The organism is Herbaspirillum sp. LeCh32-8 (genome assembly GCF_017814915.1).
Taxonomy (GTDB): Bacteria; Pseudomonadota; Gammaproteobacteria; order Burkholderiales; family Burkholderiaceae_D; genus Herbaspirillum.
Genome location: NZ_JAGIPZ010000001.1, coordinates 1,042,211 through 1,063,702, shown reverse-complemented (window position 1 = coordinate 1,063,702; position 21,492 = coordinate 1,042,211). Strand labels below are relative to the sequence as shown.

Annotated in this window: 21 protein-coding genes; 12 read left to right on the top strand and 9 right to left on the bottom strand. The window is 63.0% G+C overall.

Going from position 1 to position 21,492, the window contains the following annotated elements:
• The 5 genes from J8I26_RS04880 to J8I26_RS04860 all read right to left on the bottom strand — a co-directional run bounded on the left by J8I26_RS04880 (nucleotide 1) and on the right by J8I26_RS04860 (nucleotide 4,502).
• Nucleotides 1-750, bottom strand: coding sequence for an endonuclease/exonuclease/phosphatase family protein (locus J8I26_RS04880; RefSeq protein ID WP_209604554.1), 750 nt, complete (start codon nucleotides 748-750; stop codon nucleotides 1-3).
• Between the two features lie 65 nt (nucleotides 751-815).
• Nucleotides 816-3,158 carry a VTT domain-containing protein gene (locus J8I26_RS04875; protein ID WP_209604552.1) on the bottom strand — a complete coding sequence of 781 codons (2,343 nt, stop codon included), beginning with the start codon at nucleotides 3,156-3,158 and terminating at the stop codon, nucleotides 816-818.
• A 68-nt stretch (nucleotides 3,159-3,226) separates the two neighbouring features.
• Nucleotides 3,227-3,412 carry a hypothetical protein gene (locus J8I26_RS04870; RefSeq protein ID WP_209604550.1) on the bottom strand — a complete coding sequence of 62 codons (186 nt, stop codon included), beginning with the start codon at nucleotides 3,410-3,412 and terminating at the stop codon, nucleotides 3,227-3,229.
• A gap of 31 nt (nucleotides 3,413-3,443) precedes the next feature.
• On the bottom strand, nucleotides 3,444-4,229 hold the full coding sequence (locus J8I26_RS04865) for an SDR family oxidoreductase (protein WP_209604548.1): 786 nt from the start codon (nucleotides 4,227-4,229) through the stop codon (nucleotides 3,444-3,446).
• A 66-nt stretch (nucleotides 4,230-4,295) separates the two neighbouring features.
• Nucleotides 4,296-4,502, bottom strand: coding sequence for a hypothetical protein (locus J8I26_RS04860; RefSeq protein WP_209604546.1), 207 nt, complete (start codon nucleotides 4,500-4,502; stop codon nucleotides 4,296-4,298).
• Nucleotides 4,503-4,846: 344 nt separating this feature from the next.
• Here J8I26_RS04860 and J8I26_RS04855 point away from each other — a divergent pair, with 344 nt between their 5' ends.
• The 5 genes from J8I26_RS04855 to J8I26_RS04835 all read left to right on the top strand — a co-directional run bounded on the left by J8I26_RS04855 (nucleotide 4,847) and on the right by J8I26_RS04835 (nucleotide 10,086).
• On the top strand, nucleotides 4,847-7,279 hold the full coding sequence (locus tag J8I26_RS04855) for an ATP-binding protein (protein WP_209604544.1): 2,433 nt from the start codon (nucleotides 4,847-4,849) through the stop codon (nucleotides 7,277-7,279).
• Nucleotides 7,280-7,312: 33 nt separating this feature from the next.
• Entirely contained in the window at nucleotides 7,313-8,038 is a 726-nt protein-coding gene (locus J8I26_RS04850) for a methyl-accepting chemotaxis protein (protein WP_209604542.1), read from the top strand.
• On the top strand, nucleotides 8,035-8,649 hold the full coding sequence (locus tag J8I26_RS04845; protein ID WP_245200058.1) for a hypothetical protein: 615 nt from the start codon (nucleotides 8,035-8,037) through the stop codon (nucleotides 8,647-8,649). Before J8I26_RS04850 ends, J8I26_RS04845 begins: the two co-directional genes overlap by 4 nt.
• Nucleotides 8,650-8,717: 68 nt before the next feature.
• Entirely contained in the window at nucleotides 8,718-9,659 is a 942-nt protein-coding gene (locus J8I26_RS04840; protein ID WP_209604540.1) for a chemotaxis protein CheX, read from the top strand.
• A gap of 58 nt (nucleotides 9,660-9,717) precedes the next feature.
• Nucleotides 9,718-10,086 carry a response regulator gene (locus J8I26_RS04835; protein WP_209604538.1) on the top strand — a complete coding sequence of 123 codons (369 nt, stop codon included), beginning with the start codon at nucleotides 9,718-9,720 and terminating at the stop codon, nucleotides 10,084-10,086.
• A 364-nt stretch (nucleotides 10,087-10,450) separates the two neighbouring features.
• Here the strand turns inward: J8I26_RS04835 and J8I26_RS04830 are convergent, their stop codons facing one another.
• A complete protein-coding gene (locus J8I26_RS04830) occupies nucleotides 10,451-11,332 on the bottom strand; it encodes a DUF296 domain-containing protein (protein ID WP_209604536.1) in 882 nt (293 codons plus the stop codon).
• A 152-nt stretch (nucleotides 11,333-11,484) separates the two neighbouring features.
• Entirely contained in the window at nucleotides 11,485-11,781 is a 297-nt protein-coding gene (locus J8I26_RS04825; RefSeq protein WP_209604534.1) for a YciI-like protein, read from the bottom strand.
• 263 nt (nucleotides 11,782-12,044) lie between these two features.
• Here J8I26_RS04825 and bla point away from each other — a divergent pair, with 263 nt between their 5' ends.
• Nucleotides 12,045-12,941, top strand: coding sequence for a class A beta-lactamase (gene bla, locus J8I26_RS04820; RefSeq protein WP_209604532.1), 897 nt, complete (start codon nucleotides 12,045-12,047; stop codon nucleotides 12,939-12,941).
• Between the two features lie 130 nt (nucleotides 12,942-13,071).
• The gene (locus J8I26_RS04815; protein WP_209604530.1) at nucleotides 13,072-14,223 is read left to right on the top strand and encodes a putative zinc-binding metallopeptidase; all 1,152 of its coding nucleotides are present in this window, start codon (nucleotides 13,072-13,074) and stop codon (nucleotides 14,221-14,223) included.
• Here the strand turns inward: J8I26_RS04815 and J8I26_RS04810 are convergent.
• The gene (locus J8I26_RS04810) at nucleotides 14,217-14,612 is read right to left on the bottom strand and encodes a spore coat U domain-containing protein (RefSeq protein ID WP_348635278.1); all 396 of its coding nucleotides are present in this window, start codon (nucleotides 14,610-14,612) and stop codon (nucleotides 14,217-14,219) included. The genes J8I26_RS04815 and J8I26_RS04810 overlap by 7 nt on opposite strands.
• Before the next feature lie 401 nt (nucleotides 14,613-15,013).
• Nucleotides 15,014-16,357, bottom strand: coding sequence for an MFS transporter (locus J8I26_RS04805; RefSeq protein ID WP_209604525.1), 1,344 nt, complete (start codon nucleotides 16,355-16,357; stop codon nucleotides 15,014-15,016).
• A gap of 154 nt (nucleotides 16,358-16,511) precedes the next feature.
• Here J8I26_RS04805 and cyoA point away from each other — a divergent pair, with 154 nt between their 5' ends.
• From cyoA to J8I26_RS04780, 5 genes are all read left to right on the top strand, one after another.
• A complete protein-coding gene (gene cyoA, locus J8I26_RS04800; RefSeq protein WP_209604523.1) occupies nucleotides 16,512-17,444 on the top strand; it encodes a ubiquinol oxidase subunit II in 933 nt (310 codons plus the stop codon).
• Between the two features lie 78 nt (nucleotides 17,445-17,522).
• Complete coding sequence (gene cyoB / locus J8I26_RS04795; RefSeq protein ID WP_209604521.1) at nucleotides 17,523-19,526, top strand: cytochrome o ubiquinol oxidase subunit I; 2,004 nt, start codon at nucleotides 17,523-17,525, stop codon at nucleotides 19,524-19,526.
• Nucleotides 19,519-20,145, top strand: a complete 627-nt coding sequence (gene cyoC / locus J8I26_RS04790) for a cytochrome o ubiquinol oxidase subunit III (protein ID WP_209604519.1) — start codon at nucleotides 19,519-19,521, stop codon at nucleotides 20,143-20,145. The genes cyoB and cyoC overlap by 8 nt, the downstream gene beginning before the upstream one ends.
• Nucleotides 20,142-20,639 (top strand): cytochrome o ubiquinol oxidase subunit IV, encoded by a 498-nt coding sequence (cyoD, locus tag J8I26_RS04785; protein WP_209604517.1) that lies wholly within the window; start codon nucleotides 20,142-20,144, stop codon nucleotides 20,637-20,639. The genes cyoC and cyoD overlap by 4 nt, the downstream gene beginning before the upstream one ends.
• Nucleotides 20,636-21,490 carry an SURF1 family protein gene (locus tag J8I26_RS04780; protein WP_209604515.1) on the top strand — a complete coding sequence of 285 codons (855 nt, stop codon included), beginning with the start codon at nucleotides 20,636-20,638 and terminating at the stop codon, nucleotides 21,488-21,490. The genes cyoD and J8I26_RS04780 overlap by 4 nt, the downstream gene beginning before the upstream one ends.
• Nucleotides 21,491-21,492: the final 2 nt, after the last annotated feature.

Sequence of the window (21,492 nt, the reverse complement as noted above, 5' to 3'; positions counted from 1 at the left end):
TCAGCCATCGATGTGCGCGATCAGCGGCAGGTGATCCGACGCCACGCACGCCAGCGGCGTGCGATGCACCTCCACGTGCAGCAGCCGATGGCGCGGGCTGATCCAGATCCGGTCCAGCGAAAACAGCGGCCAGCGTGAGGGAAAGGTGCGCGGGGCCGGCGCCGCCTCGAAGTGCGACACCAGCCAGCGCAAGGCGCGCCCCCACACGAACCATTCGTTCACATCCCCCATCAAGATCACCGGCGCCTGGTCGGTATCGAAGGCCTGCAGCAAGCGCCGGATCTGCTCGCGCCGTTCCGCGGGGCGCAGGCCCAGATGCGTGGCCACCACCCGCAGCATGTGGCCGTGGCAGTCGATGTCGGCGTCCAGCGCGCCGCGCGGCTCGCGGCTGCCGAAGGAGAGATCGATGGTCTCGGTGGCCAGCACCGGATAACGGCTCAATACGGCATTGCCGTAGCGGCGTTCCCGGGTGTCCATGGTCGGGCCTTCCACCGCGTAAAAGCCGGTGGTCCGGCGCAGCAGGTCGAGCACATTAGGTTGCCCGGTTCCTCCCAGCGGCACTTCCTGCAGAGCGATGACGTCGGCCTCGATCTCGCCCAGTACGCCGGCGATCCGTTCCGGCGCGAAGTAGCCGTCGGTGCCGATGGCGCTGTGAATGTTGTAGGTGGCCACGGTCAGTGGCCAGGGACTCAAGTGCTGCAAGGGCACGTCGGCACTCAGCGCCAGGTCGGTATCTGATGGCGGCGCCATGTCCGGTTCAGCGCTTGATCCCGCGTCCGGCGCGCGCCGCAGCGGCAATGGCATGGCGGCGATTCTCATGCGCGCCTGGCCTCCACGTGGGCATGTCGTCCGGAGGGTGCCTGCAACTCCTGATAGTGGGCCTCGCTCTTGATGTCGGCCTTGGGCTCGTCACGGCGCAGTTGGCGCTCTTCGCGCCGGTCGATCGGCTGGTCGCCCTTGCGGTTTTTCTTGTCGCGTGGCTTGAGCAGCTTTTGCAGACCGAAGGCCATCAGCATCAGGGCGCCGGTGACCAAGGCCAGCACCAGCACCGTTTGCGGGCTGGGGTGGCGAATGGCCTCGGCCAGGTTGTGCGAGAAAATCACCGTCAGGACGATGCCCGGCACCATGCCGATCAATGTGCCGATCATGTAGTCGCGCAGGCCCAGGTGCGAGGCCCCGGCTACTACGTTGACCACCGTGAAGGGCGCGATCGGCAGCAGACGGATCACCGCCATGGCGGCGATGCCACGCTGGGCGAAGCGGCGGCTCAGGTTGTTGATGCGCGGCCCCAGCATCTGGCGCAACGCGTCATGCCCCAGCCATTGGCCCAGGCCAAACCCCAGCGCTGCACTCAGTGCCACACCCGCGGTGGCGTACAGCCCACCATAGATCGGCCCGAACACCACGCCGGCCACGGCGATGAGTACGGTGATGGGCACCATCAGCATGCCGGCCGCGACAAAGGCTGCGATCACGATCACCGGGGTGAAGGGCATCTTGTCGACGCTGCGCGCCAGGGCAATCAGAGAACTCAGATTGATCCAGTCGCGCAGCGGCGTGAAGCGCCAGGCCAGGGCGAAGGCCACCAGCGCCAAAGCCAGCAGGCCCAGCCCGATCATCCGGCGCGGCACCGGCTTGCGCGCGCTGCGCGGCACATAGGCGTCCACTACCTCGTCCGGGCTGATCGGGCGTTCCGGGTCGAACACGGCGTTGTCCTGCGTGAGGATGTCCAGTTCCGGGATCAGGCGCGGATCCATTGGCGCCAGCTCGCGCTCGTCCTCCTTGCGCAGGGCGGCGATGGCGCCGTGCAGGCTGCCGGCGACGGCGATCTGTTCGGCCACGGCGGCCGGCTCGGTGCCCAAGTGTTCGGCCAACAGGCGGTTGCGCATCAAGGCGATGGCGCGCCTTATCTCGTCTTGCTTAGGGGCGTCGCCCTGAACCTCGATGCTGAGGTTGCATTCGGTGTCGAAGGCCATCGAGCGGTTGCTCATGTTGGCCGAGCCCACAGAGAACAGGCGATCATCCATCGCAAACACTTTGCTGTGCACATTCAGGCATTCATCGTCCAGGCCGGGCAGGCGCGGGCAATACATCTGGTAGCGTGCAGCGGCCGCGTCGCCGTGCACCGACAGCGCGTTTTTCAGCCGATGATGAATGCGGGCGCGCAGGGCGCCCATCGTGGCCTGTTCCAGCCAGCCGCTTTGCGTGCGCGGCGAGACTACGGCTACTTCCGGACCTGCGGCGTCACGCAGGCGCGCACCCAGCGCCTCGGCCAGCACATTGGAGGTGAAATATTGATTCTCGAAGAAAAGGAAGTCGCGTGCGCCGGAGATGACATCCAGGTAGAGCTGGCGCACTTCAAATACCCCCGTGCGGCCTTCATAGTCGGGTTCGGTGCGGGAGATGGCGACCTTGAGGTCGGTCAGGTCGGGTTCGAGGTCTTGCGGCCATAGCGGGCTGCGATCACTGCGGCTCGCGTCGTCAATGCGATCCGGCAGCTGCAGCGGCTCGCCGTGCCCGGCCTGGCGCCAGCGGCGGCGCGCTAGCTCGCCCAATGCGCGCGCGACGTCGCCTTCCACCATGGCTTGCACGTCATGGAAGGGCGCGTAGGGGCGATCGTCCGGATCGCGGCGCAGCGGATTGTCGACCGCATGTTCGGGTGTGTCCCAGCGGCAGCGAGTCAGGTCCAACCCGCCGACGAAGGCCAGGCGGTCGTCGATCACCACCACTTTCTGGTGATGCGATGCGCCGACGGGATGACGCGCGTCGGTATGGAAGCGCAGACGCTTGTTGCGCTCGCGGCCGGGCTTTTTCGCCATCAGCCATTCACGCTCCAGCGCATACAGCATCGCATAATCCCAGTTCAGCACATGAATATGCAGCCCCGGTCGACGCGCCACCAGCGCATGCAGCAGGTCGCCCAATTGCGGTGGGAAGTCGTCGTCGGCACCGTCGGGCACCAGCACCGTGCGGCTGTCGATATCCCATCCGAGTATAAAGACGCTGCGCTCGGCTTTCAGCAGAGCCGAGCGCAGCGCGCCGAAATACTCGGCCGCGTCGATCAGCAGTTTGAAACGGTCGGCCTGTTCCAGCCGCCAGCAATTGCGGCCTGGCTGTAGCAGGCCACGATCGGCATCGGGTTCAACGAGGTCTGGCATGGCGGCTCCGGAGTTTGATCTTGGTGTTGTTCTGTGCTGGCGGCGATGAAGCTAAGGCTGAGGCCGGCTTAGGGCTTGCCGACCGAAATCGGATGCTCTTCGCGCGCCTTGTTTTTGCCATCCGTCGCCTTGGCGGACGCGCCGGTCTGAACCTGCGGCTTGTCTTGATGAGGGAAGCGCTGCGGCTTGCTCTTGTCCAAGCCGGTTTCGGTGGAGTTGGCATATTCCTGCGCCAGGGGGGCGGTATTGCTCATGATGTGCTCCTTGTCTGTTGGGGGCCGCGCCTCATTGCGGAGGCTGGCCGTTGGAGGCGGTCAGGCCCCCGTCGACCGGCATGTTCACGCCGGTGACGAAGGCGGCGTCGGGACTGGCGAGGAAGGCAATCACCGAGGCGATTTCCTGCGGATCGGCGCCACGGCCCAGAGGGATGCGTTCAGCGAATTTGTCCATCAGCGGCTGTTGACCTTCCATGTCGGCGGTCATGCCGGTATGCGTGAAAGTCGGGCACACGGAATTCACGCGGATGCCTTTTTTGGCGAAGTCCATCGCCAGCACCCGGGTGAGGTTGACCACTGCACCTTTGGAGGTGTTGTAGGCGCTCATGCTCCAGTCTCCACCCAAGCCCGACACCGAGGCGATGTTGACGATCGAGCCGCGCGTCCTTTCGAGATGCGCAATCGCCTCGCGCGCGCCGTAGAAAACGCCGTTCACGTTGGTCGCCTGAACCCGGTGCCAGTCTTCCGGACTGACCTCGGTCACGGTGCCGTGAGCGAAGATGCCGGCGTCGTTGATCAACACGTCCAGCTTGCCGAAGCGCTCCACGGCGAAGTCGATCATCTCCTTTACCTCATGATGCACGGAGACATCAGTTTCGCGCGCCGCGGTGCGCTCCGCAGGCAGCGAGTCCATTACCTTGGCCAGGCCGGCCGCGTTGCGATCGGCCAGCACCACGTTGGCGCCTTCATCCGAAAAACGGCGCGCTGTGGCTTCTCCGATGCCAGAAGCGGCGCCGGTCACGACGACTACCTTGTTCTTGAAGCGCTGCAGGTGGGATGGGTTCAGAGCATGCATAAAAGCTCCTGCTGGATACGAAAAATTGACTGCGGAAAAATTGACAGAGTGCCTGCGCCGGTTCGCTCAGGAACCGTTGCGCGATTTGTCCGGCTGCTTGATGTGCGTGTTGCCTTGTTCAACGTGGGCGCGCGACGCGGCCTGGCGTTCGCTCTCGGCGGCCATGGACTGCTGCTGTTTTTCTGCCTGCTCTTGCGACTGCTCGGCAAACGGGTTGCCCGGCGCATTGGCCGGATGCGACGCAGATGTCTGAGGAGAGTGCTTGTGCTGCATGGTGTCCTCCTGATTCGTCGATTGAGATCTCACCATAGCGCCGGCTGCGGCGTCGGCACATCGGACAGCTGCCCAAGCTGATGTAGGAAGACTCTGTCGCGCCTTGCGAGTTCGAAGAATTGCCGTGCAGCATTGTCCTTTTCAGCCGCATGGATTCATTCCGTATATGCCCGGCATAAACGCGAGTACCTGGTAAGGCAGGTCAAGTCGGCGTTGTGTTGTCACGCAGCAGTAATACTTGAATGCAACAATCCGCCCCGCATCCAAATCGGCCTGATCGTCTGTTCACGTTCCTGGGATGAACGTGAAACAGTGCCGCGGATCGCCACTACAAGGGGAATTCAATGACCATCCGTATGCGCATCACGCTGCTCGTGATGCTTACCTTCGTCGCCATTGCCGCCATTGGCGGCTACGCGATGTACCAGTCGCGCGGCAGTGCAGTGGAAGTCAAATCGGTCACCGAGGGCGTGATGCCCAGCGTGCTGGCCTCGTCGGACCTGATGGGGCAGTTGAAGGACGTGCAGCTGGCGGCCATGGTGATGGTCACCGAGACCGACAACCAGCTGGTGGTGCAGGAAAACGAAAAGCTGGCCCAGAAGAAAGCCGTGCTGGAAAAGGCGCTGGAACAGCAAGCCAAGCAGGCTGACGGCGTAGCGCAGCGCGGCTTGATCGAGCAGGCCCGCGAAAGCCTGGACAACTATTTCAGCGCCATCGACAACACCGCCAAGTTCAAGCTGGCCGGCAAGAATGAGATCGCCCAGGCGCAGTTCTTCGGCGGCGTGATGCAATACCAGACTGAACTGGAAGGCATCGTCAACACCCTGCGTATCGAGAAGAACCGCTTCAAGGACAACGCCATCGCGTCGTTGAACGGCAAGCTCTCGCAGACCACCACCACCATCAGCATCGTGACCGCCGTGGCGGTGGTGCTGCTGGGCGGCCTGGGCTTCCTGCTGTATCGCCAGATTACCGGCCCGATCAGCCGCATGTCGAGCATGATGGGCGAGATCGCCGCTAGCCAGGACTTCACCCGCCGCCTGCCGGTGCAGCGCATGGATGAGGTGGGTCATTCCATCGTCGCCTTCAACGGCATGGTGGAAAAGATCGAGGGCGCTTCGGCGCAGATCCGCCAGAAGACCGCCGACATGCAGGCCATGCTGCAGAACATTCCGCAGGGCATCCTGACCATCGTCGATGGCAACAAGATCCACCCTGAATACTCGGCCTTCCTTGAAACCGTGTTCGAGACCTCCGACATCGCCGGTCGCGACCTGATGGATCTGGTCTTCGCCGGCACCAACCTGGGCGCCGACACCCTGTCGCAGATCGAAGCCATCGGCGGCGCCTGCATCGGCGAAGACGTGATGAACTTCGCCTTCAACGAACACCTGATGGTGGGCGAGGTCGAGAAGACCCTGGCCGGTGGCGTCAAGAAGATCCTCGACCTGTCGTGGTCACCGATCACTGATGACAACGATATGGTGATCCGCCTGATGCTGTGCGTACGCGATGTCACCGAGTTGCGCCAGCTGGCGGCCGAAGCCAACGAACAGAAGCGCGAGCTGGAAATGATCGGCGAGATCCTCGCGGTGGCGCCTGCCAAGTTCGCCGAGTTCATCAGCAGCGCGCGCCGCTTCCTGGAAGAGAACGAACAGATCGTGCACCAGAATCCGGAAGCTACCGCCTTCGCCATCGCCAAGCTGTTCCGCAACATGCACACCATCAAGGGCAACGGCCGCACCTACGGCCTGCTGCACCTGGCCAACGTGGTGCACGACGCCGAGCAGCACTACGACGACCTGCGCCATCCGGAAACCGGCGCAGTCTGGAGCCAGGAGTATTTGCTGCAGCAACTGGCCCAGGTGCGCGAAATCATCGACCGCTACGCTCGCATCAACGACGTCACGCTGGGTCGCGTGGCCAATGCCGAAGCGGCAGCCGTGGGCGCCGGCTACGAGCGCCATGTGCTGACCATCGACCGCAAGCACATCCAGGAAAGCCTGTTCCGCCTGGAAAACGTCAACACCACCAACCTGCATGAAATGGTGACGGTGCGCGACGAAATGCGCCGCATGCTGCGCCTCTTGGGTACCGAGACCGTGCAGGACGTGCTGGCCCCGGTGACCGATTCGCTGCCGGCGCTGGCCGCCGAGCTGGGCAAGGTTGCCCCGCATGTTGAGATCGAAGACAACGGCTACGTGGTGCACAGCTTCGCCTCGCCGCTGCTGCAAAACGTGTTCATGCACCTGATCCGCAACGCCATGGACCACGGCCTGGAGGGCGCCGACGAGCGAATCGCCGCAGGCAAGCCGGAGGCCGGCAGCATCAAGCTGGAAATGGGCGTGATGGACGACATGTTCCAGATGGCCCTGTCCGACGACGGACGCGGCCTGGCGCTGCACCGCGTGCGCCAGATCGGCATCGAGAAGAAGCTGATCAGCGTCGACCAGGTCTTGAGCGACGCCGAGGTGGCGCGCCTGATCCTGCAACCGGGCTTCTCCACCCGCAGCGAAGTGACCGAGGTGTCCGGCCGCGGCGTGGGCATGGACGCGGTGCTGGACTTCGTGACCCGCGAGCACGGCAAGATCGAGATCCACTTCAACGACACCGCCGAAGGCGCCGCCTTCCGTGCGTTCCAGATCATCGTGATGCTGCCGGAGAACGTGGCGGTGGAAGTCGACGGCATCGACGTGCCGTATCCGGTCGCGGGCCAGGAGCAGGCGCACCCGCACCCGGTGCATCTGCCGCAGGGCGGCAATCCGCAGGTGGCCTGAGGCCTCGATGTTGCAATGGTGGAAATGACAGTCATGTGGAATTCGATACTCTTCCTGGCGCTGGGCGCCGTGCTGGCCGGCGCGCCGATGGCCTTGCTGTGGAAGCGCCAGAAGGCGCGCGCGGCGCGCATGATCGACCTCGAGCAGGTCGAAGCCCTGAAACGCAGCGTGCAGGAAACGCTGGAAGAACAGCAGCGCGACGCCGCCGGTCACCAGGAGAGACTGGCGCTGGCGCAGCGCGAGGGCGAATTGCGCATGCTGGAGATGCACCGCGAGAGCGAGGAAATGATCGCGCGCCTGTCGTCGCAGAAGTCGGAAAGCATGGCGCGCATGATGGAGAACTGCGACGCCTCGCAGGACACCATCGACAAGCTGCTGGGCCTGATCCGCACCTTCGAGCGCTGGCACGAGGACATGAACGTGCTGATCTCGCACAACCGGGAAATGCATCGCAAGAACGATGAATTCGCGCTGATCGTCAATCAGGTGATCATCGTCGCGCTCAACGCCTCCATCGAGGCGGCGCGCGCGGGCGCTCACGGTCGCGGCTTCGCGGTGGTGGCCTCCGAGGTGCGCGACCTGGCACAGCGCGCCGAGAAGCTCTCCAAGAGCTATCGCGCCAATCTTTATCAGAACGACCTGATCACCACCACCACCTTCCAGGATCTGCAGGCGGGCGGCAAGATGATCATGGGCGCGGTGATCGGCTTGGACCTGATCAACAAGAGAACCCGCACCACCCTGGCCGAGGCAGCATGAGCGAGAGCATGGACGCCGACCTCGCCATCGTCGCCGAGGATGCGCACGAAGAGGACTGCCTGGTCAGCCAGTCGGCACGCGACGGCTTCGACCTGCTGCTGCAACAGGCGCTCAAGGCCAGCATCGTGCCTTCGGGCGAGAGCGCCGAGATGTCGGTGATCGATGACATCACCCTCATCAGCGAAAAGAAGATCGTGGTGCTGACGGTGTCGTCCTATCTGTTCCGGCTGATGGTGATGTTCCATTTCTCGCCGGACGCCGCGACCAAGGGGCATTTTGCGCGCCTGAATCGGGTCGAGCCGGCCGACATGGATGAGCAGGTCTTCATGGACGCCATCGCCGAGTGCGGCAACCTCTGCTGCGGCATCCTGAACCGCGACCTCGGACGCTTCTTCCCGCACCTTGGCATGTCGACGCCGAACGTGATTGATAAGCAATGCGCGGCCTACCTGCAAAAGCTCAACGCGGCCCACATCCGGCATTTCGCGGTGGACATCGCCGGCTCGCCGCGACTGCATGTGTCGCTGTGCGTGTCGGCCTACGCCGGGATGGATTTTGCAGTGTCGCCCGACGAGGAAGACGTCAGCACCGGCGAGCTGGAGCTGTTCTGACAGTGCGGCAAGTTTGTTTGAACTGATTTTGCGTTTTGCGATATCTGACGACGGAGAGAAGAGTGAGCATGGATACCGCAATCACCAGCAAGGTGCTGGTGCTGGACAAGGATGCCGACTGCTACGGCACCATCAAGTCCTTCTGTGAACGCAACAACCTGGTGGGCGTGAAAGCCCACGAGGAACACGTGATGGCGGTGCTGCGCAGCAACGTCGACCTGGGCGGCGTGATGCTCTCGGAGAGCCTGGCCGGCTTGGGGGGCGACGGCCGCGGGCTGGCGCGCCGCATCCACGAGGTGCGCCCGGAGTTGCCGATCTTCCTGCGCCGCCGTCGCGAAGCCGCCGCCGATGACGCGCTTGCGCCGCGTGAGGCTGCACTCTTCAACGGCGTCTATCGCATCGACGATATCGACGCGCTGGCGCCTGTGGTGGCCGCCTCGATCTTCAGCCAGAGCTATCCCAACGCGCTGGTGCGCGGAATTGCCGAGATCAGCCGCATGGTGCTGGAGAGCCAGTTCCCCGCGATGACAGTGGAGATCGACAAGCCTTACCTGGTGCGCGACCGCATCATCTTCGGCGAAGTATTCACGCTGATTCCGCTGGAGAGCAGCTGGTGCCGCGGCTACATGATGCTGCAGGCCGAGCAGCGCGCGCTGCAGGCGCTGGTGCCGGGCGAGACGGAAGATTTTCGCGACCTCAACAATGCGCTGGGCGAGGTTACCAACCTGATCTGGGGCTGGTTCAAGAACCGTTTCGTCAACCACGGTCACGTGGGGCAGCAGATGAGCCAGGTGCCGATCATCATCAATCACCAGCACCGCTACATCTCCTTCGGTTCGGACGACGCCCAGCTGTGCTTCAAGTATGTGCTGACCGGTAAGGACGGCGGTGCGCCCGTGACGCTGTTGCAACGCTTCATCTTCAACCTGTCGTGGTCGCCGGAGGACTTCACCGAGAACCAGGCATCCGTGGAAGAACTGTTCGAAAGCGGCGAGCTGGAGCTGTTCTGAGTTTTTGCAGCTGCCTTGCCGCGCTTATTTACGCCTTCATCATCGAGAGAGAAACAACATGGCACAAATCCTGGTAGTGGACGATTCGAGCACCGTGCGCGCCGAAGTCGGCGATTTCCTGAAGAAGAACGGCCTGGACGTGGCCTTGGCGGTGGACGGCCGCGACGGCCTGACCAAGCTCAAGGCCGACCCGGCCATCAAGCTGGTGGTGTCCGACGTCAACATGCCCAACATGGATGGCCTGACCATGGCCGAGAAGATTCGCAGCGAACTGGGCAACGCCGCCGTGAACATCATCATGCTGACCACCGAGAACTCGCCGATCATGAAGGAGCGCGGCAAGGCGGCCGGCATCAAGGGCTGGATCGTCAAGCCGTTCAAGGGCGATGCGGTGCTGCCGACGTTCAAGAAGCTGGTGGGGGTGTAAGCGCATCAACCCGTTCATCCGTTTTAACGCGGTTACCGCGGGTCGCCCGGCGCTGGCCGGGACGCAGTGACTGATGTGGTGTTTTGATGTCGGTTGAACGACGAACGACACTGGGTTCCTGCTTTCGCAGGAACGACAGGCAATGCGTGCCCTCAGACAACCGAGGGCCGAGCCGTCTCTTCGGTGTCGCTCCTGCGAAAGCAGGAGCCCAGCGTCGTTTCCCGCGCACCGGAGGCGGGTGAAAAAGAACTCAGGGGCCGGCCGCAGGGCCGGAAAGGGGGAGTTGGGCGCGGCAATCATCTCGCCGTCGCTCATCTCAGTGAGACGCCGCCTTCGGGCGGCGTTTTGCTTTTCCGATGCCGTCTTACTGTTCTTCCAGCACCAGCTCGAAGCAGATCAGCACCGGATTGCGCCCGCGCGCCAACACGCCTTCGCATACCTTGCCTTGCGGATTGATGAGGCCGATTTCCAGCCGGGCGCGCAGGCCTTGCGGGCCGTCGACCACTTCACCGGAACGCACCAGGATCTCGGTGGCCCGATCCTCCAGCACGCGGCCGTCTTCGAAGTCGGCGCCGATGATGCTGCCCACGCTGCCGCGCACGATGGCATGCGCAATGCCGTGCGCGCGGCAGGCTTCTTCCACGGCCATGGTCAGGTCTTCATCGGGGCGGATGCGCGCCAGCACCACGCGCTTGCCGTGGGCGGCCGGGTGCACGGTGTCGCTCAGGCGGGTGGGGTGGAACAGGGTGAAGTTGGTTTCCGGATCGTACCTGGTCGCCATGGTGGCGTCGTGTACGCCCCAGGCCTGCGCCGGGCCGGACTCGGCGACGATGGTCTTGTCCATCATCAGGTGGCCGCCCTGGCGCTCGCCGTTGCGGTCGAGCCAGACCGCGTGGCAGTGCACGAAGGGTTCGCCGTCCTTGCGGCCGTAGGTCGCCACGGCGTATTCGATCAGGGTGCCTTCTTCCATGCTGTGCGGGTCGCTGTAGAAGGCGGCGTGCTGGTCGTCCACCGCCAGCGCCGGCATCAGAAAATGCAGCGGCGCCACGCGCAGGTTCTCGAAGCGTACGGTGCCGCCGTCCAGTCCGGCTTGCGCCAGCGGGATGCTCATGGCGTCGCGCAGGCTGCGACCGGCTTGCAGCGTGAAGTCGTGGTTCAGCGCGGGGGCTTCGAGAGTGACGATGCGAACCGGGTCGGGCTTGCCGGGATGGCGGACGGTGCGGGCGAAGGCGGGGCGTGCGGACATTGGGTCTCCTTGGTGTGTCCTCTTGCTGGCTGGTGTCTGTTGATCGGGCAGCTCTTGTGGCCGCCTTTCTGTATTCAGTAGACGATGAGGCATTATCCCGCTTTCCTGCGGCGCTCGCTGATGAATGTTTTTAATCCGGCGGCGCGCCTGCGTCAGAGCGGATTGGGCACCAGTGCGGCAATGCCGACCACGGTGTTCCATGGTTTGACCTGCCAGCGCGTGACCAGGCCATGCCGCACGTAGGGATCGGCGGCGGCGAAGTTTTCGGCATGGACGGCGGCGCCGAGGAACAGCAGCAGGCCGCTTTCCGGCGGATCGCCGACTGCGCCGCCGGCGGCCAGTTCGCCGCGGGCCACGGCTTGCCGACACAATGCCAGGTGTTCGTCGCGGTGCGCTGCACGGCGGGCTACGTAGTCGGGAACGAAGTCGTACATCAGCAGATAGTTCATGGTGGTAGATTGTCGGGGTGGCGGATGGCTGAATATAGCATTGCGCAGAGTGCGGGAAGGGTGGGCGCCGGCCTTGAGTTTGCGCAGTGCATGCCCATATCTGTGGCCATGCGGCGTTTGCGCCGGGCGAATATGAAATTTCGCTGACGGCGCACTGACAGCCGGAACCATTTGTGCGGCCGCGCGCCTGACACAGATCCACCGAATCACGCATGCGGCGGCGGGTTGACCGAGCGGCATGCCAACATCAGAAAAACAAGACCATGACACCATCGCCAAACCGCCGCACGCTGCTGATCGCCGGCGGCCTCTCCACCTTGCTGGGCGGCTGCGCGCTGATCCGCGAGCGGCCCGACAACAGCGCCATCATCCGGCAGAAGCTGGCCGAGCTGGAAAAGCAATCCGGCGGTCGCCTGGGCATGATGGTCATCGACAATGTCGGCGGGGCATCGTCCGACCGCGTGGGTTACCGGGAGACCGAGCGCTTCCCGTTCTGCAGCACCTTCAAGATCATCCTGGTCGGCGCCATCCTGACCCGCAGCCTGGAAGACTCCACTTTGCTGCAACGCCGCGTGCGCTACGGCGCAGGCGATCTGGTGGCGTACTCGCCGGTGACCGAGAAGGCCATCGGCGCCGGCATGAGCGTCAGCGGCCTGTGTGCGGCCGCCTTGCAGTACAGCGACAACACCGCCGCCAACCTGCTCATCCGTGAGCTCGGCGGCATCGGCATGGTCAACGAATACGCACGCAAGATCGGCGATCAGAGCTTCCGCTTGGACCGTCTGGAGACCGAGCTCAACAGCGCCGTCCCCGGCGACGAGCGCGACACCACCACGCCGCTGGCGATGGCGCACACGCTGCAGGGGCTGACGCTGGGCCAGGCCTTGCCTGAGCTGCAGCGTCGCATGCTGGTGGATTGGATGCGCGGCAATACCACCGGCGGCACCCGCATCCGCTCGGCCATGCCGCGCGACTGGCTGATCGGCGACAAGACCGGCAGCGGCGACTACGGCACCACCAATGATGTGGCCGTGATCTGGCCCGGTAGCGAGGCGCCGGTGGTGTTGGCGATCTATTTCACCCAGACCGCCAAGGACGCGCCGATGCGCAACGACGTGGTGGCAGCAGCCGCGCGCATCGTGGCTGAACACTTCATCTGACCCCGCCCGGACTGCAAGACGTCCGACCCTCGCGGTGCGGAACGTAATGCGTCATCCTTCTTCCAATGTCTGGACAGCCGCGCTTGTCGTCGACAGCGCTGTGCGGCGATGACAACCATCAGGGAGAACGATGAAAACTTTCCATTGCGACAATTGCGGCAAGCAGGTCTTCTTCGAGAACACCGTGTGCGGGCATTGCGGCTGGATGCTGGGTTACCAGCCTGAGCTGCAGGCCATTGCCAGCTTTTCTCCGATCGCGGATGCGGCAGACGCTGCAGGCATTCCGGGCGCTGAATCCGGGGAGCCTGCCGCGCCGCCGCAACGCTGGCGCAGCGTCAAGCCGGAAAACGAAGGGAAGGTGTTCCGCCAGTGCATCAACTACTCGCGCGAGAACGTCTGCAACTGGATGATCGATGAGCACAGCCAGCATGAGCTGTGCGCGTCCTGCCGCCTGACGCGCGTGATTCCGTCGCTGGAAGACGGCAACAACCGCGTGCTATGGGCCCGTCTGGAAACCGCCAAGCGACGTCTGCTGCATTCATTGTGGACGCTGAAGCTGCAGCCGGTGCCCAAGACCGAGGACGAGGAAGCCGGCCTGGCCTTCGAGTTCCTGCAGGATATGCCGCACGGCGAGCGGGTGTTGACCGGGCACGCCGACGGCGTGATCACCATCAACGTGGCCGAGGCCGATCCGGCCTATCGCGAGCAGGCGCGCCAGCAGATGGCGGAGCCTTATCGTACGCTGCTGGGGCACTTCCGCCATGAGAGCGGGCATTATTACTTTGATCGGCTGGTAGCGCCCGGGGCCTGGCTGGAGCCGTTTCGGGCGATGTTCGGCGACGAACGCCAAGACTACGGTGAGAGCCTGCAGCAGCACTATGAGAACGGTCCTCCGGAGAAATGGGAAGAGCGCTTCGTCAGCGCCTATGCCAGCAGCCACCCATGGGAGGACTGGGCTGAGACCTGGGCGCATTACCTGCACATGTTCGATACGCTGGAGACCGCTTATTCCTGCGGCGTGCAGCTACGTCCGCGCAACGCCGATGAGCAGAAGCTGGTGATCAAGGCGCCGCCGATCGCGGCCGGTTCGTTCGACGAGCTGGTGGGAGAATGGTTTGCGCTGACTTACGTGTTGAACAGCCTCAATCGCAGCATCGGCATGCCGGATTCCTATCCGTTCACCTTGTCGACGCCGGTGCTGGACAAGCTGCGCTTCGTGCACCAGGTGGTGACCGGAGAAGTGAGCGCCGGCAACGCGCCGACCGTCGCTGATGCTCAATAGGTGAGGGTGATGGTCACGGTATCCGAGTAGAGGTCCGCCCTGGGCGCCTGTCCGGCGGGAATGCGGCCATAGACCGTGTGTGTCTGGATCAGGCCGGTGGCGGTGCTGGCCAGCGTGTCGGTGCCTATGCTGGAGCCCCACAGGGTCGAGCGGGCCGAGTTGCGGTACAGCGCGTAGTTCAGCGTATCGCCGTTGAGGCCTGTCATCTTGCGTACGGCCGTGGTGGCGCCGGCGCCGGAGCCCGCATCGAGCCCCACGTTGTAGCTGGTGCCGAAGGTGCAGATGACGGTGATGGCGCCGGCCTGATCCACCTGCGACGCCGTGTTGTAGGTGCCGAAGGCGATGGTTGAGCCCGACACCAGACACAACGACAAGACATTGGTGCCCACACTGATGCTGCCAAGGCCGGTTGCCGCGAGGGACGGAGCGCATGGCGTGGCGATCGCAGCGGCGAGCGCGAAGCTGAACGTGCGTATTTTCTTCTTGAGCATGATTGTTTCCCCTGGCCGAACCGGCGACGTCTTGCCGCCTGTTTGCTGTGTGATCTCGGCAATACGGACTTTAGGTTGCTCGGGGACAATCGCTAATCGGGTATTCCCTGAGCGTTCGGACATTTGCTTCAGGTTTTTCCTGAAAATGCATGGAAAATCACTCTTGGGGCCGGCGCGCATCATTTGTCGTCGCCAAAATGAACAAAGCCCGGAAGCGGGCTTCCGGGCTTTGCGATCTGCGGGCGAGGAGGGCGGGCTCCCACCTCTCTTTATATACGCCGCGTGAGCGGCCCGGTCCGTCACTCTTCCTTGGACTCCAGCGCACGGTTCAGGCTCAGTGCGGCCAGCGAGCCGACTGCGCCCGACAGCAGGTAGAAGCTCACATACGCCATGCCGAAGTGCGCCGACAAGCCCAGCGCCACCAGCGGCGCGAAACCGGCGCCGACCAACCAGGCCACGTCCTGCGTCAGGGCCGCTCCGGTGTAGCGGTAACGGCTCTGGAAGTTGGCGGTCACGGCGCCTGCAGCCTGGCCGTAGGACAGACCCAGCAGCGCGAAGCCGATCAGGATAAAGGTGTTTTGGCCGGCTTCGCCGCCGTTCATCAGCGTGGGCACGAAGGCCGACAGGATGGCGATCAGCAGGGCCATCGAGCCCAGCGTGGTGCGGCGGCCAAAGCGATCGGCGACCGCACCGGAGATCACGATGCCTGCCGCCATGATGACGCCACCCCAGATCTGCACCACGAGAAAGTCCGCCGTTTCACGCAAGGAATACAGCTTGATCCACGACAACGGGAACACCGTCACCAGGTGGAACAGCGCATAGCTGGCCAGCGCGGCGAGGGCGCCAATGATGATGTTGCGGCCTTGGGTGCTGATCAGTTCGACCGCGCCGGCAGGTTCCAGCTCGCGTTCGTCCAGCAGTTTGGCGTATTCCGGAGCCGACACCAGACGCAGGCGTGCGAACAGCGCAACAACGTTAATGGCAAAAGCGACATAAAAAGGGAAGCGCCAGCCCCAATCCAGGAAATCTTCCGTGGTAAGATTCGCCAACATATAGGCAAACAGGCTCGCCGCGATGATGAATCCGGTCGGCGCGCCAAGCTGGCCAAGGGCTGCATACCAACCACGCTTGTTCTGGGGAGCATTCATGGCAAGCAGCGACGGCAAGCCGTCCCAAGCCCCACCCAGCGCAATGCCTTGTCCTACGCGCAGCAGCGACAACAGGATGATGGCCCACACGCCTATATGGTCAAAAGTTGGCAGTAAGGCAATACCCGCCGTTGAAAAACCAAGCAGGAACAGCGCCAGCGTCAGCTTCAATTCTCTTCCGTAGGCCCGCTGGATCGCCATGAATATCACTGTGCCGACAGGCCGGGCGAGGAACGCGAACGCAAAGATCACGAAAGCGTAGAGCGTACCTTCCAGCCTCTGTTCGAAAGGAAAGAAAATGGCCGGAAATACCAGTACTGACGCCAGCGCGTACACGAAGAAGTCAAAGTATTCGGACGCTCGCCCGATGACGACGCCGACGGCGATCTCACCGGGCTCGATGTGCCCGTGATCACGAGCGGCAGAAGGGGCGTTGGATTGCGGCTGATGTGCGCCGGAACCTTGGGCATTGTGGATGCTGGTGCTTGCCATGGCTTTGTCTCCCACTGTTAGAGGTTTAGTCGCAGTACGAAATCCCATCCTGACAGTTGTGGCACGGCAGGGTGGGACAAAACGTCCAATCGCCAACACACTTTATTGCCGTTACATTAGCATGCTCTGCTACATACGACTGGACTTTTCCTCCATGGTTTCTCAAATACTCCGTCGCGGATTGCTTCTCCTGCCTGCACTTTTGTTGGCTGGTTGCAACACCGTAGTCATGAATCCCTCCGGCGACATCGCTAACCAACAGGCGCGACTGATCGTCATCTCCACCGTGCTGATGCTCATCATCATCATTCCGGTGATCATCCTCACTCTGCTCTTCGCCTGGCGTTACCGCAAGAGCAATACCTCCGCTCCCTACGAGCCCGACTGGGATCACTCGACCCGTTTGGAGCTGGTCATCTGGGGCGCGCCCCTGCTGATCATCATCGCGCTGGGCCTGCTGACCTGGATTACCACCCACACCCTGGACCCGTACCGTCCGCTGTCGCGCATCGACGCCGAGCGTCCGCTGTCGCCGCAGGCCAAGACGCTGACCGTGGAAGTGGTGGCGCTGGACTGGAAGTGGTTGTTCATTTACCCGGAGCAGGGCATCGCCACCGTGAATGAGCTGGCGGCTCCGGTCGATACCCAGATCCAGTTCAAGATCACTGCGTCGAACGTGATGAACTCGTTCTACATTCCTGCTCTGGCCGGCCAGATCTACGCCATGCCGGGCATGGAAACCAAGCTGCACGCCGTCATCAACAAGGCCGGCGAGTACGAAGGCTTCTCGGCCAACTACAGCGGCGCAGGCTTCTCGCACATGCGCTTCAAGTTCCACGGTCTGGACCAGCAAGGCTTCGACGACTGGGTCAAGAAGGCCAAGGCTGACGCCGGCACCATGCAGCGCGCGGACTACCTGAAGCTGGAGCAGCCCAGCGAGCGCGAGCCGGCACGCCTGTTCGGCACCGTCGACAATGGTTTGTTCCACGCCATCGTGAATCGTTGCGTGACGCCCAATTCGGTCTGCCTGGACAAGATGATGTCCACCGACCTGAACGTGAAGCCCGGTCAGCCGAAGAAGGACTGACCACTGCGAGCGCAGTAGCCGTATTGGCGCGGCGGCCCGCCGCCGCGCATTAATTTCCTCTTTCCCCGGGAAGTAAAGATGTCTGACAATTTTGACCTGATAAAGCTGATCTTCGGTCGCCTCAGTCTGGAAGCGATTCCATACCATGAGCCGATCCTGATCGGTACCTTCGCCATGGTGGCGCTGGGCGGCCTCGTGATGCTGGCCCTGCTCACCAAATATCGCCTGTGGGGCATGCTCTGGCGCGACTGGTTCACCAGTATCGACCACAAGCGCATCGGCATCATGTACATCATCCTCGCCATCGTCATGCTGCTGCGCGGCTTTGCCGACGCGCTGATGATGCGTGCGCAGCAAGCGATCTCGTTCGGCGACAACGCCGGCTTCCTGCCGCCGCACCACTATGACCAGGTGTTCACCGCCCACGGCGTGATCATGATCTTCTTCGTGGCCATGCCCCTGGTGACCGGTCTGATGAACTACGTCGTGCCCCTGCAGATCGGCGCGCGCGACGTGGCGTTCCCGTTCCTGAACAACTTCAGCTTCTGGATGACCACCTTCGGCGCGCTGCTGGTGATGGCCTCCCTGTTCGTGGGCGAATTCGCCCGCACCGGCTGGCTGGCTTATCCGCCGCTGTCGGGCATCCTGTACAGCCCTGACGTGGGGGTCGACTACTATATCTGGGCGCTACAGGTGGCCGGGGTAGGGACCTTGTTATCGGGCATCAACCTGGTCGTGACCATCGTCAAGATGCGCGCTCCCGGCATGAACATGATGAAGATGCCCGTCTTCACCTGGACCTCGCTGTGCACCAACGTGCTGATCGTGGCCGCCTTCCCGGTGCTGACCGCCGTGCTGGGCATGCTGTCGCTGGACCGCGTCTTCGGCACCAACTTCTTCACCAACGACATGGGCGGCAACGCCATGATGTACGTGAACCTGATCTGGATCTGGGGCCACCCCGAGGTCTACATCCTGGTTCTGCCGGCGTTCGGCATCTTCTCTGAAGTCGTCTCGACCTTCAGCGGCAAGCGCCTGTTCGGCTACACCTCCATGGTGTACGCAACCGTCGTGATCACCATCCTGTCGTACCTGGTTTGGCTGCACCACTTCTTCACCATGGGGTCGGGCGCCAGCGTCAACTCGTTCTTCGGCATCACCACGATGATCATTTCGATCCCGACCGGCGCCAAGATCTTCAACTGGCTGTTCACCATGTACCGCGGTCGTATCCGCTTCGAAGTCCCCATGCTGTGGACCATCGGCTTCATGATCACCTTCGTGATCGGCGGCATGACCGGCGTGCTGCTGGCGGTTCCGCCTGCCGACTTCGTGCTGCACAACAGCCTGTTCCTGATCGCTCACTTCCACAACGTGATCATCGGTGGCGTGGTGTTCGGCATGTTCGCCGGCATCAACTTCTGGTTCCCGAAGGCCTTCGGCTTCAAGCTCAACGACTTCTGGGGCAAGTGCTCGTTCTGGTTCTGGTTCGTCGGTTTCTACCTGGCCTTCATGCCGCTGTATGTGCTGGGCTTGATGGGCGTGACCCGTCGCATGAGCCACTTCGAAGATCCGTCGCTGCAGATCTGGTTCGTGGTGGCCGCCATCGGCGCCGGCCTGATCGCCCTGGGCATCGGTTCGTTCATCATCCAGATCGCCGTCTCGATCCGCGACCGCAAGAAGCTGGCCGACGTGACCGGCGACCCGTGGGGTGGCCGTACTCTGGAGTGGTCGACCTCGTCGCCGCCGCCCGACTACAACTTCGCCTTCACCCCGGTCGTGCATGACAACGACGCCTGGGCTGACATGAAGAAGAACAAGTATCAGCGTCCGCTGGGCGATTTCGTGGAAATCCACATGCCCAAGAACACCGGCGCCGGCTTCATCATCGCCGCTCTGGCGGCAGCATGCGGCTTCACCCTGATCTGGCAGATGTGGATCCCCGCCGTGGCAGCTTTCATCGCCCTGGTCGTGGCTACCATCGTTCACACCTTTAACTACAACCGCGACTACTACATCCCGGCCGACGAAGTCGTCCGTGTCGAAGCAGAGCGCACTCGCCTGTTGAATAGCCATGTCTGAAGCAATTAACCACACGGCCGACGCGACGCCAAGCTCGCGCTACTTCGTCCGCCATCATCATCCGGAGAACGGCACCATGCTGGGCTTCTGGATCTACCTGATGAGCGATTGCCTGATCTTCGCCTGCCTGTTTGCGTGCTACGCCGTGCTCGGCCGCAACTACGCCGGTGGCCCGACCGGCGCCGAGCTGTTCGACCTGCCGCTGGTGGCGCTGAACACCGCGCTGCTGCTGCTGTCGTCGATCACTTACGGTTTCGCCATGCTGGCCATGCAAGCCAAGAAGCAGCAAAACACCATCTTCTGGCTGGTGATCACCGGTCTGCTGGGCGCAGGCTTCATCTACTTCGAACTGTATGAGTTCCTGCACCTGATCCACGAAGGCGCCGGCCCGGCCCGCAGCGGTTTCCTGACCTCGTTCTTCGCGCTGGTCGGCACCCACGGTCTGCACGTGTCCTTCGGCATCATCTGGCTGATCGTGCTGCTGTTCCAGATCAACAAGCACGGCCTGACCGAAGCCAACGGCCGTCGCCTGATGTGCCTGTCGATGTTCTGGCACTTCCTGGACGTGGTCTGGATCGGCGTCTTCACCTTTGTCTACCTGATGGGAGTCCTGCCATGAGTCGCGGTCACCAAGAACACCCGGCCCGTCCGATGGGCCACCACGACGACCACGGCCACGGCGATCATGGCCATGGTCACGGCGACCACGCTGCGCATGGCACGATGAAGGACTACGTCACCGGCTTCGTGCTGGCCGTGATCCTGACCGCGATCCCGTTCTGGCTGGTGATGGCCAAGAAGATCGAAGGTTCGGCGCAGATGGGCATCGTTCTGCTGGCCTTTGCTGCCGTGCAAATCGTGGTGCACATCAAATACTTCCTGCACATGAACGGCAAGTCCGAAGGCGGCTGGAACATGCTGTCGATGATCTTCACCATCGTCATCGTGGGCATCACGCTGTCCGGCTCGCTGTGGGTCATGTACCACCTGAACCACAACATGATGCCGACCATGTCGCCGGAACACATGCCGACTGAAACCGTGCCGCAATCGATGCAGCAGATGCAGCAAAGCATGCCTGGCATGCAGCACGGCGCAGAACAGCCGAAATGAGTCCGACGCCACCTAATGGCGTGATGCAAGACACACAAGGCAAAGAAAATGGGGCCGCGCAAGCGGTCCCGACATCCCGCTCAAAGGCCAGCCTGGTTTTCCTGGCCATTTGCGCGGGATTTTTCTTTGTGGTCTTCATCGCGCTCGGAACCTGGCAGGTATATCGCCTGCAATGGAAGCTGGCCCTGATCGCCAAGGTCGACGCGCGCGTGCATGCGGCAGCGGTCGCAGCCCCGGGCCATGACCAGTGGCCGCAGGTATCGTCCGACAGTGACGAATATCGCCGCGTCACGCTCAGCGGCCGCTATCTCTATAGCAAGACCACCGCGGTACAGGCCAGCACCGACCTGGGCAGCGGTTCATGGCTGCTCACGCCGCTGCAGACCGCAGGCGGCGATATCGTGATGATCAATCGCGGTTTCGTCAGCACTTCACCGATCAAGCTGATCGCCAGCACAGCCGCCAACGGCTCGGCCGAGCAGGTGGTCGAGGTCACCGGATTGATGCGCATGAGCGAGCAGGGTGGCGGTTTCCTGCGTAGCAATGACGCCGGGCAGAATCGCTGGTATTCGCGCGACGTGGCGCAGATCGCTGCTGCGCGCGAGCTGAAGGCGGAGACGGTGGCGCCTTACTTCATCGATGCTGACAGGGCTTCCTCACAGGCCAACGCGGCCACGGCGCCGGACGCCGAAAAGCCGGTCGGCGGCCTGACCGTGATTGCCTTCCACAACAGTCACCTGGTGTATGCGCTGACCTGGTATGCGCTGGCCCTGATGGCGGCCGCAGCCGGCTGGTGGGTGGTGCGCGACGAACGTCGCCGTCGCGCCCGCGGCGCCGCAGCGGCAGAGTAGGC

Coding starts and splice junctions, on each gene's coding strand:
- J8I26_RS04880 (WP_209604554.1), bottom strand. CDS start 750: ATGGCGCCGCCATCAGATACCGACCTGGCGCTGAGTGCCGACGTGCCC.
- J8I26_RS04875 (WP_209604552.1), bottom strand. CDS start 3,158: ATGCCAGACCTCGTTGAACCCGATGCCGATCGTGGCCTGCTACAGCCA.
- J8I26_RS04870 (WP_209604550.1), bottom strand. CDS start 3,412: ATGAGCAATACCGCCCCCCTGGCGCAGGAATATGCCAACTCCACCGAA.
- J8I26_RS04865 (WP_209604548.1), bottom strand. CDS start 4,229: ATGCATGCTCTGAACCCATCCCACCTGCAGCGCTTCAAGAACAAGGTA.
- J8I26_RS04860 (WP_209604546.1), bottom strand. CDS start 4,502: ATGCAGCACAAGCACTCTCCTCAGACATCTGCGTCGCATCCGGCCAAT.
- J8I26_RS04855 (WP_209604544.1), top strand. CDS start 4,847: ATGACCATCCGTATGCGCATCACGCTGCTCGTGATGCTTACCTTCGTC.
- J8I26_RS04850 (WP_209604542.1), top strand. CDS start 7,313: ATGTGGAATTCGATACTCTTCCTGGCGCTGGGCGCCGTGCTGGCCGGC.
- J8I26_RS04845 (WP_245200058.1), top strand. CDS start 8,035: ATGAGCGAGAGCATGGACGCCGACCTCGCCATCGTCGCCGAGGATGCG.
- J8I26_RS04840 (WP_209604540.1), top strand. CDS start 8,718: ATGGATACCGCAATCACCAGCAAGGTGCTGGTGCTGGACAAGGATGCC.
- J8I26_RS04835 (WP_209604538.1), top strand. CDS start 9,718: ATGGCACAAATCCTGGTAGTGGACGATTCGAGCACCGTGCGCGCCGAA.
- J8I26_RS04830 (WP_209604536.1), bottom strand. CDS start 11,332: ATGTCCGCACGCCCCGCCTTCGCCCGCACCGTCCGCCATCCCGGCAAG.
- J8I26_RS04825 (WP_209604534.1), bottom strand. CDS start 11,781: ATGAACTATCTGCTGATGTACGACTTCGTTCCCGACTACGTAGCCCGC.
- bla (WP_209604532.1), top strand. CDS start 12,045: ATGACACCATCGCCAAACCGCCGCACGCTGCTGATCGCCGGCGGCCTC.
- J8I26_RS04815 (WP_209604530.1), top strand. CDS start 13,072: ATGAAAACTTTCCATTGCGACAATTGCGGCAAGCAGGTCTTCTTCGAG.
- J8I26_RS04805 (WP_209604525.1), bottom strand. CDS start 16,357: ATGGCAAGCACCAGCATCCACAATGCCCAAGGTTCCGGCGCACATCAG.
- cyoA (WP_209604523.1), top strand. CDS start 16,512: ATGGTTTCTCAAATACTCCGTCGCGGATTGCTTCTCCTGCCTGCACTT.
- cyoB (WP_209604521.1), top strand. CDS start 17,523: ATGTCTGACAATTTTGACCTGATAAAGCTGATCTTCGGTCGCCTCAGT.
- cyoC (WP_209604519.1), top strand. CDS start 19,519: ATGTCTGAAGCAATTAACCACACGGCCGACGCGACGCCAAGCTCGCGC.
- cyoD (WP_209604517.1), top strand. CDS start 20,142: ATGAGTCGCGGTCACCAAGAACACCCGGCCCGTCCGATGGGCCACCAC.
- J8I26_RS04780 (WP_209604515.1), top strand. CDS start 20,636: ATGAGTCCGACGCCACCTAATGGCGTGATGCAAGACACACAAGGCAAA.